This is a genomic window from Nostoc sp. DedVER02 (assembly GCF_034530675.2).
GTDB lineage: Bacteria > Cyanobacteriota > Cyanobacteriia > Cyanobacteriales > Nostocaceae > Nostoc.
Window position 1 is genome coordinate 33,109 of sequence record NZ_JAVRCP020000018.1, and the last position, 13,883, is coordinate 46,991.

The window sequence follows — 13,883 nt, forward strand, 5'->3', positions numbered from 1 at the left end:
TCAGGCTTCTAAAATAGAATAATGCTGTTAACTCCTACTCAACTACTGCGACTGTCTCAAGGACAACTCAATCTACTAGAAGTTTGTCCGCGTAAATTTCAACATACCTATCTAGAAAAACTCAATTCGCCCTCAAATCCAGAACAAGAAGAACGGCAAACTTTGGGTAGTCGTTTTCACTTGCTAATGCAGCAGCGAGAAATGGGTTTACCAATTGATAGTTTTTTGCAAGCAGATGCTAAACTCCAAAGCTGGATGCTAGCTTTTGCTGATGCAGCCCCAGAAATTTTAACGCCTGCATCTAATAATCAAACTTTCCGTGAGAGTGAACACTACCGCACTCTGCAAGTTCAGGATTATTTGTTAACGGTTGTCTATGATTTATTGATTGCAGATAATCAACAAGCACAAATTCTCGACTGGAAAACTTATCCTAAACCACCCAATAAACGCAAGTTAGAGTCAAACTGGCAAACACGGCTTTATCTATATGTATTGGCAGAAACTAGCGAGTATTTGCCAGAAAATATTTCGATGACTTACTGGTTTGTCCAATCTGAAGGTAAACCGCAAAATATTAAGTTTAATTACAATACTGTTCAACACACACAAATAGCAAAGAAACTTAATCAACTATTAAGTCAGTTAACCCGTTGGCTGGAAGATTACCAAAATAACCAGCAGTTTCCTCAAGTTGTGGAGGGTAGCAAAACCTGTGATTATTGTCAGTTTGCTAAACGGTGCGATCGCATACAAGTTCCTGAAGAAGCAGTGAAAGACTCATTGCAAAATTTTGACAACATTCAAGAAGTTTCACTTTAATTTTATCCGCCGGATTTTTTATTCTTGTATCTAATGGAAAGTTAAAAAGTAATATAAAGTCCTTTTTGTAAATCCAAAGCATTTGAAAGCATTCTAATTAAAAGAACAAGACTCGGTAAATGTTCTTTTTTATCATTCAATAACAAATTAAGCAATTCCAAGTTATTCTTTACTTGCTCAGGAGATTGGAAATACGCTCCCATTTTTCCAGGATCGAAATAATTTCCTGGAATACCAAAAACTTTACCTAACAATGGAGATACATCTTTATCGAATTCATTCATTAGCATATTATAGAGAGGCAACCAATCATAGCCAAGTCCAATATCACAATGGCAGATTGATTGATTACGAACACCAAAAAGCTGAAAGAGCAGGTTACAAGCGATCTCGTCCAGCAATTCGCGCCCGTAAAGCTGATAGTGTCGCTAATGAAGTAATTCTTAATCCCCTAGTAAGTGAATCTCAAACAACTGAGGATCAATCCGCAATTTAACAAATTCTAAGGGTTTAAGTTGCCTGCTTTTAATAAGCAGCAAGTTTTATGGCTCTTTCTAAATTCAAGTTGCAAAACTTAATGATTTAGCTACAGAAAAAAGCCATTCTGCAAGCGTTATTACGAATTACAAATTATTTTAGCAATGCCAGAACAACAGTGGACTATAGCAGCAAACGAACAACCCCCTGAGTGGTTCATCCAAGCGGTGAAACAGCATACACCCGCATCAAGTGGAATGTATGCAGCACAATTATTGTGGCAACGAGGAATTAAAGATAATCAACAATTAACAGCTTTTATTAACTACAAAGCTTATCAACCAGCGAGTCCCTTTGAGTTTGGGCAGGAAATGCACTTAGCGATCGCACGATTGCAACAAGCATATAACGCCAAAGAAAAAATTGCCATCTGGGGAGACTTTGATGCTGATGGGATTACCGCCACCTCTGTACTTTGGGATGGGTTAGGGCAATTTTTTAAACAAAGTATTCAGTTAATTTACTATATTCCTAATCGCCTGAAAGAATCTCACGGCCTCAATAATCAAGGTATTGATAACTTAGCCGAACAAGGTTGCAAATTAATTGTTACTTGCGATACTGGCAGCACAAACATTGAAGAAATTATTTACGCCAAACAGTTAGGCATAGATGTAATAGTTACAGACCATCACACCTTACCCACCGAACGCCCACCCGTCGCAGCAATTATTAATCCCCGCTATTTATCAAGGGAACATCAGTTATTTAATCTTTCTGGGGTAGCCGTAGCTTATAAATTGGTGGAAGCATTATATCAAACTCTGCGTAATATTGCAAAATATCCGTTAGAAGATTTATTAGATTTAGTAGCAGTAGGATTAATTGCCGACTTAGTGCAGTTAAGCGGAGATTGTCGTTATTTAGCACAGTTGGGAATTCAACGACTGCAAGCAGATTTTCAACAACCGCCAGCAGCGCGTCGCCGTCCGGGGGTGGGGCGATTATTAGAATTGTGCCAGAAAAGTGGCGATCGCCCCACAGATATTTCCTTTGGTTTGGGGCCAAGAATTAACGCCGTTAGTCGCATCCAAGGTGATGCGGGTTTTTGCGTTGAATTATTAACCAGTCGAGATGTCAAACGTTGTAACGAATTAGCCGAAGTTACAGAACTCGCAAACACCAGGCGCAAGTCTTTACAAAAAGATGTGCAAGCGCAAGTAGCACAAAAACTTACTCAATTAGATTTATCAACCACCAGCGTCATAGTCCTAGAAGATGCCCAATGGCCTGCGGGTGTATTAGGCTTAGTTGCTGGACAAGTAGCACAAGAAACAGGTCGTCCGACTATTTTGTTGAGTACAGAAGGATTGGGGACTGGGGAGGAATTTTCCCAATCGCCAATCCCTAATCCCCAATCCCTAGCCCGTGGTTCCGCCCGTTCGGTGAATTCTGTCGATTTATACCAACTGGTAAAAGACCAAGCACATTTGTTACATCGCTTTGGCGGCCATCCCTTTGCAGCAGGTTTGAGTTTGTTGGTGGAGAATATTCCTTTATTTACAGCAGCGATTAATCAGCAGTTGCGGCAATCTTTAGGTAGTACAACCCTAACGCCAACCGTGCAAGCAGACTTGACGGTAACAGTTGCAGACTTGGGGAAAGAGTTGTTTTTGGAACTGAAGGTGCTAGAACCTTGTGGAATGGGTAATCCTGTTCCGAAGTTGCTAATTCAAAACTGTTGGTTTGAGAATGCTTGGCATCGCAATCAGCAAGATTGGCAAGGGAAAAAGGTACAGTACATTAAAACCGAGTTTGACATTCGGGATGATTCTACCAGAAGTGCTTTTCCTGGCTTATGGTGGGGACACTACAAAGATGAATTACCCATAGGAAGGTGTGATTGCATAGCAGAATTAGACTACAACACCTTCAAAAAACGTTATGAAATCAGATTAATTGCCGTGCGTCCTTCTGTTAACTCAGCACTCAGCACTCGAAACTCACCAGTCATCTTAGACTTACGCAATCAAGAACACTCAAAAAAAGCTACAGCTAACGCAACTCAAGATTCACCACTAATTCTTGAAGATTGTCCCACGAGTTGGGAGAGTTTACGGTTATGGTTGCGGCGATATCTAACGACAAGGCGCTTTGCGTCTACGCTTGACAATCAGCAACAATTAGCGATCGCTTGGTCTAAACCCAACCACCAACCACCGAATCAAATTTGGCTGACTCTTGTCGGAATTGCTAAATATCTCAGTCGCACAAATCAACCTGTTACCCGCGTTCAACTTTTAGAGAAAATCGGCATCAGCGACCAAACCTTACTTGTCGGAATCAAAGCTTTAAAATATTTCGGGTTCACAGTCAAACGACAAGACAATTATTTACAAATTACCTGGCATCCGAGCGATCGCGCAGAAAATCTTGCTGATGAAGCAGTGGCAAGATTTTTAGCTGCTGTCCGAGAAGAACAATTCCAGCAACAGTATTTTGCCGAAGTGCCTTTATCTACTATTATGGCGATCGCAAACTCTGACAATTATATGGGTACAAACCTTTGAATGAGGGACTGGGGATTGGGGATTAGGGATTTAGACCCCAACCAAGTTTTGTCCCTTGCGCGTCTCTTAGAGGGTGTTTATAAATAAAAAATAAAGAGCAGCGCAGTCATTCCCCAGAACACTTATTTTGTTCATAGGAAGTAGTGTTATTGGAATCGGGTGCAATGAGTCGAAAAGCTGATCCCACAGATGTTTCCGATACAGAATGGGATTTGATTAAATCAATGATTCCAGCAGAAGGTAAGCGTCAACGTGGAAAAAAGCGTGAAGTCGATATACGGGAAGTGGTAAATGGCATTTTTTACATTTTGCGTGCAGGTTGCTCTTGGCGAATGATGCCTCATGATTTACCGGCATGGCAAACTGTATACTAGTATTTTCAAAAGGGCGTATGGCAAAAAATCCATTCGGTTCTGCGATGTCTGCCAAAAGAGAGATGCGAAGTGCTAAACAATAGCACCCCGCAAACCTGAATCGTTATTTACACAAAGGTGCTAATTCCGATTAACCAACCACAAAATTATTATTGGTTAGCGACAATCCAGCAGATAATTGTGCAAATTTTACTTGAGTAAAGCCAGATGCACTACCATCTTGGTCAAAGAACAATCCACCTGTAGCAAAGTCATAGATAAATCGTTGATTGCTTGTCGTTGCAGATGTTCCAATAGTAAACTGAGCATCTGGCAATGAATAACCTGACAACCCACCACCAAAACCAATAGTCGATACCTGAATCACATCATTACTTACGTTAAAGTTAGAAATAGTATCAACCCCTTCATTGTAACTATTGAAGAAAAAAGTATCATTACCAAGACCGCCTGTAAGGATATCATCACCATTCCCACTATAAAAAGTGTTATTGCCTAATGCATTAGATGCAGACAGAGTATCATTGCCATCGCCCCCTGAGAGATAATTATTGCCTAGTGAAGAGTCAATATTCAAGCTATCGTCACCACTACCACCGAGGAGATCGTTGCCAGTATAACCAGAATTCGATATATCAGAGGTACCATATAGTATGGACAGAGTATCATTGCCATCGCCCCCTGACAACAGACTTAAGCTATCTAAAAAGCTAATACTCAAATAATCGTCACCAGCACCACCATTCAGTGTATTAATACCTGCATCACCAACGAGCGTATCATTCCCCGCATTACCGCGTAGCAGGTCGTCACCAGTACCACCGTTGAGGTAGTCATTGCCTATACCACCAATGAGAGTATTATTCCCCACACCACCGTTAAGGGTGTTGTTACCTAACGCATCAAAAGCACTGAGAGAATCATTACCATCTCCACCATTCAGTAGGTTATTGCCTGATGAATAGTCAACATTCAATGTATCGTCACCAACGCCACCGTTGAGGGTATTCTTTCCTGATGTGACATTATTTCCTCCCTCGTAGTCGTTGTATAAAAAGCCAGAGGCAGAGATATAATCATTACCATCCCCACCATTCAGTAGGTTATTGCCTGATGAATAGTCAACATTCAATGTATCATTACCAGCACCACCGTTGAGGGTGTTATCGCCTAATGTGAAACGGAAAATTATGCCTTGTCCTATGGGATTTTGCCCGTAGTAGCCAGAACCAGAGATATAATCATTACCTTCTCCACCATTAAGTAGATTATTGCCTGATGAATAGTCAACATTCAATGTATCGTCCCCAGCGCCACCATTGAGGGTATTCTTGCCTGAAGCGCCAAAGAATCCTCCGTAAATCTCGAAGCCGCCAGAGGCTACGAGAGAATCATTGCCATCCCCACCATTAAGTAAGTTATCGCCTCTTGAATAGTTAATATTAAACGTATCGTTACCAGCACCACCGTTGAGGGTGTTATTGCCAGAAGAAGGAACAATGCCGTATCTGGTACTATTGCCAGAGGCTAGGAGATAATCGTTGCCATCTCCACCATTAAGTAGGTTATCCCCTTGTGACGATTCAACATTCAAGGTATCGTTACCAACTCCACCATTAAGTAGATTATTGCCTGTTGAATAGTCAGCACTCAACCCATCATCACCAACGCCACCATTAAGCGTGTTGTTGCCTGATGCGCCACGGATACTGTAGTAATCGAAGCCAGATAGCGAGAGATAATCATTGCCATCCCCACCATTGAGTAAGTTATCGCCTGTTGAATAGTCAATAATCAAAATATCGCTACCAAGACCACCATTGAGGGTGTTATTGCTTGATGTGGCAGTGGCAGTAAGAGAATCATTCCCATCCCCACCATTGAGCAAGTTATAGCCTGTTGAATTGTCAGCCCTCAAGGTATCGTTACCAGTACCACCAAAGAGGAAGTTACTGCCTTCACCACCATTGAGGGTGTCATTCCCCGCACCACCAAGGAGAGTATCATTGCCTGCACCACCCCTCAGCAGATCGTTGCCACTCAAGCCATCAATGATGTCATCGCCCCCCTGACCATTGATAACATCATCTGAGTTGTCAAAACCGCTAACATTATTGTTGAGGTCGTTAAGAAAAGTGACTGTGTTTTTGTTGAAGATAGTGCTTTGGGTCGAGTTGGCATTGAAAACATCAAAGCTATCTGTAGTGCTAGTTTGATTGGAAAACACGATGTTGCCCAAGTCTACAGTAGCTCCTGTAGATGTACTGAGATTATCCAGGTTTTCCAGGGCAAAGTTTTGCAGAATGACTGGATTACTACCTTGTTCAAAGGTAATTTCTAGATCGCTACCATTTTGGGTTAGCAGCAGATTTTGAGCAGTAAAGTCATAGCCTTGGAATATTAGAGTATCCACTTCGGCAATGACTCCTGCCGAAGGATTTATGCCTTGACCGACACCACCAAAATCGGTGATGATATTAGTTGTGTTTCTACCGTAGGTGAAAACAAATGTATCATTGCCACCTCCACCAGTCACAGTGTCCTCGCCAAAGGAACTTGTGATAGTATCATTACCTGCTAGACCGTTAATTGTGTCCGCCTCCGAAGTGCCTATTAGATTATCGTTATCGGTGGTTCCAATGATATCTGCCATAACTTTTACCTCACTCAATCCATTTTTTCAGTAACTTAAGTTCTCAAACCGAAATTTTCAATTTTCGGCATTTATGCGTCACTTTTGAGGAACAGTAATATTTACTGAAGAGTCACCTTTGACTGAGTTGTATGTAACAACTTATCTCACTATCTAAGCTTTAAGCGCTGCACAAATTAATCAGCTTTTGCATTCAAAATAATCGGTCAGTTTGGGCTAAATAAATTATCTTTGTTCACTATAAATCAATGAACAAGCATCAAGAAATTCAGTCTTTGTATTTGGTTTTTTGTCAGCGCCTAAATCCTTCTAGTTGAGAAAATAGTCAATAGTTCGACTTTGACTCAGTAAATAGACTTTTATACCCTCCTTGGGCGCAATTTTGGGTAGATGTTTAGCTTGAAAATAGATAACATCTCAATAACCTAACACTGTCCGTATACTACCGTATTTACTTAGATATCTTTGCTTCAAGGCACATCTTTGCATATTCTTCACATTATTTACTGAAAAATTTACGTAAAAATATTTTGCTTGTGTACATTAATCTTCTGATATAGCAATACGGTTCAGTTAAGGACTACTGGTAAAAATTTTGGGTTTTTGAGACGCGATAAATCGCCGTCTCTACAAGTGTTTTGGTCTTATCTGAACTGTATTGTCTGATATAGGACTACTATTTGATTTTTGAAAAGATACGTAGGGTGTGAGCGCAAAGAGTACGGCACCAAAGCCTTAAGAAGGGTGCGTTACGGCTTACGCCTAACACACCCTACAAATACTTAGATTTTTCAGAAATCAAATATGATTCCTATAGTCTCTCTTCTTGAAGGTTATTACGCTCCGCGATCGCAGATATTGCTGATAATTGAATCAAGCTTAGTAGGTGCAAGCCTGACAGTTGCCTAACTCTACAAACTACTTGGAGGAATAGTTTAATTTTTTCTTAAAGTGGTTTGATGCGATCGCTTTTAGTAGGATATACAGAGTGTCACAACTTAACCTTAAGTAAATAGAAAAGGAATGCGTATATGGGCAAAGGGAGGTTAGAAGCATTTAGTGATGGGGTGATTGCCATCATTATTACCATTATGGTGCTAGAAATCAAAGTGCCGCATGGGTTAGATTTAGCCGCCCTGCGTCCGCTAATCCCGATATTTCTCAGCTATGTGCTGAGTTTTATTTATATCGGCATTTACTGGAACAATCACCATCACCTACTACAAGCAGTCCGACAGGTTAATGGGCGTATCCTTTGGGCTAATCTGCATTTGCTGTTTTGGTTGTCACTAATTCCCTTTGTCACTGGCTGGATGGGTGAAAATCACTTTGCCGCTATGCCAGTTGCACTTTATGGTACAGTGTTGTTGTTAAATGCGATCGCTTACTATATTCTTACCCGCGTCCTCATTTCTCACCACGGTAGAGATTCAACATTAGCGATCGCAGTTGGTGAAGATTTCAAAGGAAAAATATCGGTGGTGTTCTATGCAGTAGCAATTCCCCTTGCCTTTTTGAACTCATGGTTTGCCTGTGCATTGTACATTTTAGTTGCAATTATGTGGCTTATCCCTGACCGTCGCATTGAGAAGACTCTCACTTCCTAAAGGAATTATCAATTACCTATAAGTGCAATACCTAAACACAACAAACATTACATAGCACAAGCCTTGGTGGTTAAGACATCAACAGATGATGAAATTTAGACGCAAAAAGACTTTTCACTCAGTTCCCAGTCCCTTGCTATAACGGTAAAGTTGCGATAAATAATTGAAAACGCGAAGCATCTTAAAGACGCTTCGCGTTTATTTACTAAAACAGAGTGTCTAGTTAATTGTTCTCTTAAGCTGCAACTTTTTCCTCAAATGGTTTAAAGGTTTTTTTGCTAGCACCACAAATCGGACATTCCCAATCATCAGGAATTTCTTCAAAAGGTGTACCAGGTGCAATTCCCGAATCGGGATCGCCAGCAACTGGATCGTAAATCATGCTGCATTGTTTACAAATCCATTTTCGAGTTTTAGGATCTTCACCTGCAACTCTGGTTGCTGTTTGTCCGCCATTTAAAACTTCTAAGGCTTCGGTGTAGCGATCGGCGTGATAATTTTCGATGAATTTTAATAAGCCAAAACGGTGTGCAGCTTCCCGGAATGTGTTGGCGTGATCGGTAGATTCTTTAACTTGTTTGAGAAATTCTTCAGCCGCAGGATTGTCGCGATCGCGTTGAGCATCGGCGGCAAACTCTGGATACATTGTAGTATATTCATAAGTCTCGCCTTCAATTGCCAAAGATAAACAGCGAGATACAATTTCCCGCTTTTGTTCATCACTTAAAGCAGCCGAATCTTCTACCACAAGTTCTGGATGCAGCAATTTAAAATGTGCAAAAGCGTGTTCGGTTTCTTGATCTGCTGTTTCTTTAAAAAGTTTCGCCAAGTCTGCAAACCCAAGTTGACGTGCCACCTCAGCAAAAAACAGATACTTGCGGTTTGCCATCGATTCACCACCGAAGGCAGTTTCTAAGTTTTGAAGTGTAGTAAAGTTGGACAAATCCATAATTTTGGGGTGACAGTGAAGTGATATTTAGTACAGAAACCAGAGTCTACAACCAGCTACGGGAGATGTTATGAGACTTACGCATCAAGTATGAAATTTAGGGGCAAATTATGAATTGCCAATACGGGAAATCAAGGATTTCACTGCCTTTTTGCGTAAGTAATAACTAAAAAGCTCGAATCAATGGAAGTAGCTGTCTAATTTTCACCTACGCTAACAGGACTGGCAATACCCATTTACTGGTTGAGGTTTTGAAACAGACAATATGGCGTTTTTGAAGAAAGCTTCGATAGCCTCACGCGATTCCACCGTTTACACGAATGTTTTGCCCAGTAATCCATCTGGCTTCATCGCTAGCGAGAAATGCTACGACATCGGCAATTTCTTGCACATCTCCCAGTTTGCCAAAAGCAGCCATTTGAGCTAAACGATCTATCTGTTCTTGGGTTTTGCCTTCTCGAAACAGTTCTGTATCGGTGGGGCCAGGAGAAATAACATTAACTGCGATCGCTTTTGCACCCAATTCTTTAGCTAGTACTCGTGTAATTTGTTCAACAGCACCCTTGGTTCCTACATAAGCACTATAAGTAGGCAGCATCATCACCGTAGTTGATGACGAAAAGTTGATAATCCGTCCGCCTTCTGATAAATGTTGCGCGGCTTGTTGGCAAGCAAAATAAGTACCTTTGACGTTAATAGCAAAAATCGCATCGAAATCTTCTTCTGTCACCTCAGTAATCGGTTTATAAAAGGCGATTCCGGCATTGTTGACCAAAATATCGATTTTACCAAAGCGTTCAATTGCTTGCTCAAACAGCCGTTGAATGTCGGCTACTTTGCTAATATCGGCTTGAATAGCGATCGCTTCTACTCCCAACTTTTCAATTTCTGCAACAACTTCTTGTGCTTTGGCTGTATTACCCGCATAGTTAACAACGATAGATGCACCGTTTCCAGCTAATTTTAGTGCGATCGCTCGTCCAATTCCCCGCGATGCACCAGTGATAATTGCAACCTTCCCGGCTATTGATGACATAGATTAATCTAGTTTTTTTGCTTCACCCAACTGATTATCTGCTGTTAAAGTACTATACCAAGGTTAAATTTAGCGATCGCTGTCATTGAGCATTGGACATTGGGAATTGGGCATTGATAATGGGGTAATAATCTAATAGTTATTCTTCCCCTGCCCCCCTGCCCCCTGCTCCCTGCCCCCCTGCCCCCTAAGATTCTGGAACGATCGCAGCACCATCTTTAAGATTAAGCAACCCTGAGATAATAACTTTATCTTCTGGCTGTAATCCTTCAATAACTTGATAATTATTATCTTTGATTTCGCCTAGCTTCACGCGCTTTTGTCGAGCTACTTGTTGAGATACACCTTGGGGAGATGTTTCGGTTTCAACTACATACACAAAAGTGTCGCCACCAACGCGAGTCATTGCTGTTGTGGGAATTAAAATTCCGGGGCGCTGATTCCAAAATAATCTAGCCCTTACCAATTGATCTGCGTGTAACTGACCGTTAGGGTTGTCAAAAAGTGCTTTTATAAGTATCCCTTGTGTTTCATTATTAGCAGTAGGTGCGATGAAAAATACCCTACTTCTACCCAGCTTTTGCCCTTGTGTATTCATCACCTCCACTGGCATTCCCTTACGCAATTGCGGCCCTTGCTGTAGTGGCACAGAGATGTTGACTTCTAAAGGTCGATTTTGAGTGATATTAACTAATTGTGTGGAAGTATAAACTAAATCACCTACTTTCACAGCCATGTTGCCAACAGTGCCATTAAAGGGAGCGGTAATTTTGTCAGACTGGATTTGTTGTGTTTGAGTATTTACATTAGCTTGCTGCAAGGTTTTTTCAGCTTGCAAGATGTTGGCTCTTTGTGCTTGAATCCTGGAATCAATTGCATCAAGACTAGTTTTAGCATTGGCAAGGCGATCGGCAACCTGATTTCGAGTCTGTCGAGATACGGCTCCTTGTTCAGCTAGGCTGGAATATTTTTCATAAGTCTGCTGATACAATTGCACATTAGCAATGTATGATGAACGTTGGGCTTCCAGAGATTTGAGTATAGTGCGGGCATTTTCCAGTTGCAGTAAAAATGCTTGAGGCGCTGGATTGTTAGGAGCGATCGCAGATTGTGTTGTACGATCTACTTGGATAATTGGCGCTCCTTCGGCAACTGGATCTCCGGGTTTGACAAATATTTGGGTAACTTGACCTTGAATTCTCGGCTGGATTATGACTGAGCGCTGAGATTTTAGACTAGCAATAAAATCTGAACTTTCCTCAATTATGCCGCTTTGTACTGTGGATATTTTGACTCTTACGCCTTGAGGTTGAACGTTAGCAGTTGCAGGCGTTGAATTTTGCGGAGCGAGCAAACGCCAAACTAGAGCCGTTCCTCCCCCTAACAATAATAGTGCAGGTAAAAATAACCAAAGCCACCGCCGTTTTCCAGAAGGTGGCTCAAATGAGGTTTGTGGAGTTTTGTCTCCATAATCAGTTTGAGGCTCAGGGGATGTCATGGCTTTTGAGGAAGTTAAGGAACAAATTAACTAGAATTCAATCAAAATTTCATCTGCTTTTATTGAAATTACTGATTTAGCAAGAGGTTTTATCGCAAATTGTGTGTTAGCACATCCAAATATACAATTTCCATGATTCTGTCTAAATCTACCCAAAGGTGAATCCCTAATTTTCCATCCAGTCATCATGGACAAAATTTGGTGATGCTGGCATACCCCTGATTTCACCTTACAAACTCAGTTATATTCCTAAGTCAAGTCAATATGGGACTTCCGGTTCCCCCATTTTTTAACAGCGTTTATTTCTAAGTTTGCAGGATTGTACAACAATCTTAGACGATCGTCATATTGCTTGCCCTTGAGAATCCTTAGAATGAACCTAAAGCAATAAAAAATGATTCCGGCTTCTTGTAAAGATTTTGGATTTTTATTTAAGAGAAAACTCAATTTTGATTGAACAGGAGACTCACCTACTGACAACCAAAATGTCATCAAGGCTACCTTGCTTTTTAAAAGAAATCATCCCTACAGATAGAGCAAGCATAAGCTGCTCAATCTCTACGATTGGGCTAGCAACCCAAATGGCATCAAGTGAAGGAATTGAGCAATGGATAAGGGGAAAAGGGTTTAAATCCCAAACCAGTCCCCTTTTCCCTCTGCCTCTTCGGGGAAGTAAAACTTAATACCTAAAATTACTGCTTTCCGTTTGAAGGAGCAAATAAAAGTAATCGGTGACTTCGCGGGTAGGGCATTCTCAGGTTTCTGAGTAAACCAAATCAATTTTTTTGCATATATATAGGGAGATAAATTCATGTACAACACGAAAGCTTATTCCGCAGCCAGTGCAACATCACCACTGTCCTCCACCAAAATCAAGCGTCGCGATCCAAGCGAACACGACGTTCAGATTGAAATTCTCTTCTGCGGTGTCTGCCACTCCGACCTGCATTCGGTACATAACGAGTGGAGCAGTTTCATATCCACTGTTTACCCAATTGTCCCCGGTCATGAGATCGTCGGCCGTGTCACCAAAGTTGGCTCGGCAGTTACCAAGTACAAGCCTGGCGACCTCGCCGCAGTCGGCTGCCTGGTGGACTCTGATGGAACATGCCCGAATTGCAAAGCTGGGTTTGAGAACTTCTGCCCGAACCAGATCCTCACCTACAACTCTCCAGACAAGCACCTTGGAGGTGTTACATACGGTGGGTACTCCGATAGCATTGTCGTAGATGAACGCTTTGTTCTGCGTGTCCCCTCCAACCTCAAACTTGCTGGAGTTGCGCCGCTCCTCTGTGCCGGAATTACAACCTATTCCCCCATGCGCCACTGGGGTGTCACCAAGGGCAAGAAGGTCGGCGTGGTCGGTCTTGGCGGGCTGGGGCACATGGGCGTGAAGTTCGCCCATGCGTTCGGTGCCCACGTCGTTGTCTTCACCACTTCACCTGACAAGACGGAAGACGCGCTCCGCCTCGGTGCTGATGAAGTCGTTGTCTCCCGCAACACCGACGAAATGCAAAAACACGCTGGCAGTTTCGATTTCATTCTCGATACCGTCTCCGCCAAGCACGACATCAACGCCTATCTCAACCTGCTTTGCGTCGATGGGAACATCACCCTTGTCGGCGCACCCGAGAAGCCCCTAGATGTCTCAGCATTCAGCCTGCTCGTGGCCCGTCGCAGTCTCTCTGGCTCTAATATTGGCGGCATCGCCGAAACCCAGGAAATGCTTGACTTTTGCAGTGAGAATAACATCACTGCGGATGTCGAAGTTATCCCCATTCAGAAGGTCAACGAAGCTTACGATCGCCTGCTCAAGTCCGATGTCAAGTACCGCTTCGTGATTGATATGGCATCTCTTAAATCTGAATAACTGAGGTGAAACCTCGAAGGAGAAAGC

The 13,883-nt window shown here is 42.1% G+C and carries 10 protein-coding genes and 1 pseudogene; 6 read left to right on the forward strand and 5 right to left on the reverse strand.

Going from position 1 to position 13,883, the window contains the following annotated elements:
* Positions 1-21: 21 nt before the first annotated feature.
* A complete protein-coding gene (locus RMZ41_RS18725; protein WP_322643397.1) occupies positions 22-822 on the forward strand; it encodes a PD-(D/E)XK nuclease family protein in 801 nt (266 codons plus the stop codon).
* Positions 823-863: 41 nt separating this feature from the next.
* On the opposite strand, the gene RMZ41_RS18730 is transcribed toward RMZ41_RS18725, so the two are convergent.
* A complete protein-coding gene (locus RMZ41_RS18730) occupies positions 864-1,106 on the reverse strand; it encodes a hypothetical protein (protein ID WP_322643426.1) in 243 nt (80 codons plus the stop codon).
* A 44-nt stretch (positions 1,107-1,150) separates the two neighbouring features.
* Here RMZ41_RS18730 and RMZ41_RS18735 point away from each other — a divergent pair.
* The 3 genes and pseudogenes from RMZ41_RS18735 to RMZ41_RS18745 all read left to right on the forward strand — a co-directional run.
* Positions 1,151-1,318: pseudogene (locus RMZ41_RS18735) on the forward strand (GNAT family N-acetyltransferase); the annotation flags it as partial.
* 145 nt (positions 1,319-1,463) lie between these two features.
* Complete coding sequence (recJ, locus tag RMZ41_RS18740) at positions 1,464-3,869, forward strand: single-stranded-DNA-specific exonuclease RecJ (protein ID WP_322643396.1); 2,406 nt, start codon at positions 1,464-1,466, stop codon at positions 3,867-3,869.
* Positions 3,870-4,033: 164 nt separating this feature from the next.
* Positions 4,034-4,243, forward strand: a complete 210-nt coding sequence (locus tag RMZ41_RS18745; RefSeq protein WP_322643395.1) for a transposase — start codon at positions 4,034-4,036, stop codon at positions 4,241-4,243.
* 130 nt (positions 4,244-4,373) lie between these two features.
* Here the strand turns inward: RMZ41_RS18745 and RMZ41_RS18750 are convergent, their stop codons facing one another.
* Positions 4,374-6,896, reverse strand: coding sequence for a calcium-binding protein (locus RMZ41_RS18750; RefSeq protein ID WP_322643394.1), 2,523 nt, complete (start codon positions 6,894-6,896; stop codon positions 4,374-4,376).
* Between the two features lie 1,031 nt (positions 6,897-7,927).
* Here RMZ41_RS18750 and RMZ41_RS18755 point away from each other — a divergent pair.
* Positions 7,928-8,503 (forward strand): TMEM175 family protein, encoded by a 576-nt coding sequence (locus RMZ41_RS18755; RefSeq protein ID WP_322643393.1) that lies wholly within the window; start codon positions 7,928-7,930, stop codon positions 8,501-8,503.
* Between the two features lie 235 nt (positions 8,504-8,738).
* On the opposite strand, the gene RMZ41_RS18760 is transcribed toward RMZ41_RS18755, so the two are convergent.
* The 3 genes from RMZ41_RS18760 to RMZ41_RS18770 all read right to left on the reverse strand — a co-directional run bounded on the left by RMZ41_RS18760 (position 8,739) and on the right by RMZ41_RS18770 (position 11,986).
* Entirely contained in the window at positions 8,739-9,452 is a 714-nt protein-coding gene (locus tag RMZ41_RS18760) for a rubrerythrin family protein (RefSeq protein WP_322643392.1), read from the reverse strand.
* 295 nt (positions 9,453-9,747) lie between these two features.
* The gene (locus RMZ41_RS18765) at positions 9,748-10,488 is read right to left on the reverse strand and encodes an SDR family oxidoreductase (RefSeq protein ID WP_322643391.1); all 741 of its coding nucleotides are present in this window, start codon (positions 10,486-10,488) and stop codon (positions 9,748-9,750) included.
* Between the two features lie 187 nt (positions 10,489-10,675).
* A complete protein-coding gene (locus RMZ41_RS18770; protein WP_322643390.1) occupies positions 10,676-11,986 on the reverse strand; it encodes an efflux RND transporter periplasmic adaptor subunit in 1,311 nt (436 codons plus the stop codon).
* Between the two features lie 811 nt (positions 11,987-12,797).
* On the opposite strand from RMZ41_RS18770, the gene RMZ41_RS18775 reads away from it, so the two are divergent.
* Positions 12,798-13,856 (forward strand): NAD(P)-dependent alcohol dehydrogenase, encoded by a 1,059-nt coding sequence (locus RMZ41_RS18775; protein ID WP_322643389.1) that lies wholly within the window; start codon positions 12,798-12,800, stop codon positions 13,854-13,856.
* The last annotated feature ends 27 nt before the right edge of the window (positions 13,857-13,883 follow it).

Bases quoted from the DNA above. Each gene is read 5' to 3' on its own strand.
- RMZ41_RS18775 (WP_322643389.1), top strand. From the start codon at position 12,798: ATGTACAACACGAAAGCTTATTCCGCAGCCAGTGCAACATCACCACTG.
- RMZ41_RS18760 (WP_322643392.1), bottom strand. From the start codon at position 9,452: ATGGATTTGTCCAACTTTACTACACTTCAAAACTTAGAAACTGCCTTC.
- RMZ41_RS18745 (WP_322643395.1), top strand. From the start codon at position 4,034: ATGAGTCGAAAAGCTGATCCCACAGATGTTTCCGATACAGAATGGGAT.
- RMZ41_RS18750 (WP_322643394.1), bottom strand. From the start codon at position 6,896: ATGGCAGATATCATTGGAACCACCGATAACGATAATCTAATAGGCACT.
- recJ (WP_322643396.1), top strand. From the start codon at position 1,464: ATGCCAGAACAACAGTGGACTATAGCAGCAAACGAACAACCCCCTGAG.
- RMZ41_RS18765 (WP_322643391.1), bottom strand. From the start codon at position 10,488: ATGTCATCAATAGCCGGGAAGGTTGCAATTATCACTGGTGCATCGCGG.
- RMZ41_RS18730 (WP_322643426.1), bottom strand. From the start codon at position 1,106: ATGAATGAATTCGATAAAGATGTATCTCCATTGTTAGGTAAAGTTTTT.
- RMZ41_RS18770 (WP_322643390.1), bottom strand. From the start codon at position 11,986: ATGACATCCCCTGAGCCTCAAACTGATTATGGAGACAAAACTCCACAA.
- RMZ41_RS18755 (WP_322643393.1), top strand. From the start codon at position 7,928: ATGGGCAAAGGGAGGTTAGAAGCATTTAGTGATGGGGTGATTGCCATC.
- RMZ41_RS18725 (WP_322643397.1), top strand. From the start codon at position 22: ATGCTGTTAACTCCTACTCAACTACTGCGACTGTCTCAAGGACAACTC.